The sequence below is a fragment of the Streptomyces albipurpureus genome, assembly GCF_023701525.1.
Taxonomy (GTDB): Bacteria; Actinomycetota; Actinomycetes; order Streptomycetales; family Streptomycetaceae; genus Streptomyces; species Streptomyces albipurpureus.
Genome location: NZ_JAMQAW010000064.1, coordinates 1 through 2,574, shown reverse-complemented (window position 1 = coordinate 2,574; position 2,574 = coordinate 1). Strand labels below are relative to the sequence as shown.

Genomic DNA, 2,574 nt, shown 5'->3' with positions numbered 1-2,574 from the left:
GTGGGATTCGTTGCCGGTGCAGTATGCGGATTATGCGTTGTGGCATCGGGATGTGTTGGGTGAGGAGTCTGATCCGGGGAGTGTGGCGGCGCGGGAGTTGGGGTATTGGCGGGGGGTTGTGGAGGGTTTGGTGCAGCCGCTTGCGTTGCCTGTTGATCGTGCGCGGCCGCGGGAGTTGAGTCGTCGGGGTGGTGTGGTTCGGTTTTCGATTGGTTCGGATGTGTTGCGGTCGGTGGAGGTGTTGGCCGCGCGGGAGGATGCCACGGTTTCGATGGTGATGCATTCCGCGTTGGCGGTGTTGTTGTATCAGTTGGGTTGTGGTGATGATGTGCCGGTCGGGGTGCCGATCGCGGGTCGTACGGATGAGGCGTTGCGGGATTTGGTCGGGTTCTTCGTGAACACGTGGGTGTTGCGTGTTGATGTGTCGGGGAATCCGACGTTTCGGGAGTTGTTGGGGCGGGTGCGGGAGCGGTCTTTGGCCGCGTATGACCATCAGGATCTGCCGTTTGAGCGGTTGGTGGAGGTGTTGAATCCGGAGCGGTCGACGGCGTATCACCCGTTGTTTCAGGTGATGTTGTCGTGGCAGCCTCCTGTTCCGGTGCCGGATTTCGGTGGTGGTTTGGAGGTGCGGGCGGAGCGGTTGGAGACGGGGACGGCGAAGTTTGATCTGTTCTTTGATCTGGTTCCGGATGGTTCGGGTGGGGCGGGGTGTCGTCTGGAGTATGCCAGTGACCTGTTTGACCGGGGGACGGTCGAGGGGTTGGCGGGGCGTTTTGTGCGGGTGTTGGGCCGGTTGGTGGGGGATGCGGGGTGCCGGGTCGGTGGGGTTGATGTGCTCGATGCGGCTGAGCGGGATCGGTTGCTGGTCGGGTTGAACGGTTGTGCCGTTCCGGTGTGCGAGTTGACGGTTCCCGGGCTGTTCGAGGGTCAGGTGGCGAGGACACCGGACGCGGTGGCTGTGGTGTGCGGGGATCGGTCGTTGACGTATCGGGAGCTCGATGGTCGGGCGAACGGTGTGGCGTGGGAGTTGGTCCGGCGTGGGGTGGGGCCGGAGGATCTGGTGGTGCTGGCGTTGCCGCGGACGGTGGATCTGGTGGTGGGCCTGCTGGGGATCCTCAAGTCGGGTGCCGGGTATCTGCCGATGGATCCCCGGTATGTGGGTGGGCGGGTGGCCAGTGTGCTGCCGGAAGCGGCTCCGCGTTTCGCGCTGGCGGACGCGGACGGGGACGTGGGGCGGGTGTTGTCCGACTGGGGTGTCGAGGTGGTCGGTCTGGGTGGCGGTGTACCGGAGCGCGCGGCGGCGCTGGGTGATGCGGATCGGGTCGCGCGGCTGGGTCCGGACCATGTGGCGTATGTGTTGTACACGTCTGGTTCGACGGGGCGGCCGAAGGGCGCGGTGATCACGCATCGTAATGTGGTGAACGGGGTGCGGGAGTTGGTGCGGGCCCTGGATGTGCCGCCGGGGTGGCGGATGCTGGCGGGTACGTCGGTGGATTTCGATGTGTCGGTTTTCGAGTTGCTGACCGCGTTGTCCACGGGTGGCACGGTCGAGTTGGTGCCGGATGTGCTGGTGCTGGGTGAGGGGGAGGGCTGGGACGGGCAGGTGATCAGTGCGGTTCCCTCGGTGTTGGGGGAGTTGGTCGGTCACTTGGGGAAGACGGCCGGTGTGCGTACGGTCGTGTTGGCGGGTGAGGTGCTTCCGGCCCGGTTGGTGGAGCAGGTGCGGCGGGCTCTGCCGGGGGTGCGGGTGGTGAACGGCTATGGGCAGAGTGAGAGTTTCTATGTCTCGGTGTTCTGCCTGGCGGGTTCCCAGGAGTGGGTCGATGGCGAGGTCGTCCCGATCGGGAGCCCGTTGGCGAATATGCGTGCCTATGTGTTGGGTCCGGGGCTTGCCCCGGTGCCCCCCGGTGTGGTGGGTGAGTTGTATGTGGCGGGGGTGTGCGTGGGGCGTGGCTACCGGGGGCGGGCGGGTTTGACCGCTGAGCGGTATGTGGCGAACCCGTTCGGTCCGGTCGGGGACCGGTTGTATCGCACGGGTGATCTGGCGCGTTGGAACGCGCGGGGCCTGTTGGAGTGTGTGGGCAGGAGCGATGGCCAGGTGAAGGTGCGTGGTTTCCGTATCGAGACCGCGGCTGTCGAGGCGGTGTTGACCGGGCATCGCGGGATCGGTGAGGCGGTGGTGGTCAGCCGGGAGGTGTCCTCGGGTGGGCGCCGGCTGGTGGCGTATGTGGTGCAGGCAGGTGCGGGTGAGGGTGGCGATGGTGGTGGGGGTGGTGGGGGGATCGGTGATGTGGGGGTGCAGGCCGGTGTGTCGGCCGCCGAGTTGCGCAGGTTCGCCGCGGAGCGGTTGCCCGACTACATGGTGCCGTCGGCTTTTGTGACCCTTGGCCGGATGCCGTTGGGGCCGACGGGGAAGCTGGACCGCTCGCGACTTCCGGAGGCGGAGTTCGCGGGCGGGGTCTACCGGGAGCCGGGCACCGAGACGGAGGCGGTGATCACCGCGGCGTACGCGGATGTGCTCGGTGTGGAGCGGGTGGGTGTCGATGACGACTTCTTCGCGGTGGGCGGGGACAG

General features: G+C 66.6%; 1 protein-coding gene. It reads left to right on the top strand.

The window, feature by feature from the left end; genetic code table 11:
* Positions 1-2,574 (top strand): non-ribosomal peptide synthetase (locus tag NBG84_RS33910; protein WP_250923521.1); only part of this gene is annotated, 2,574 nt, incomplete at both ends.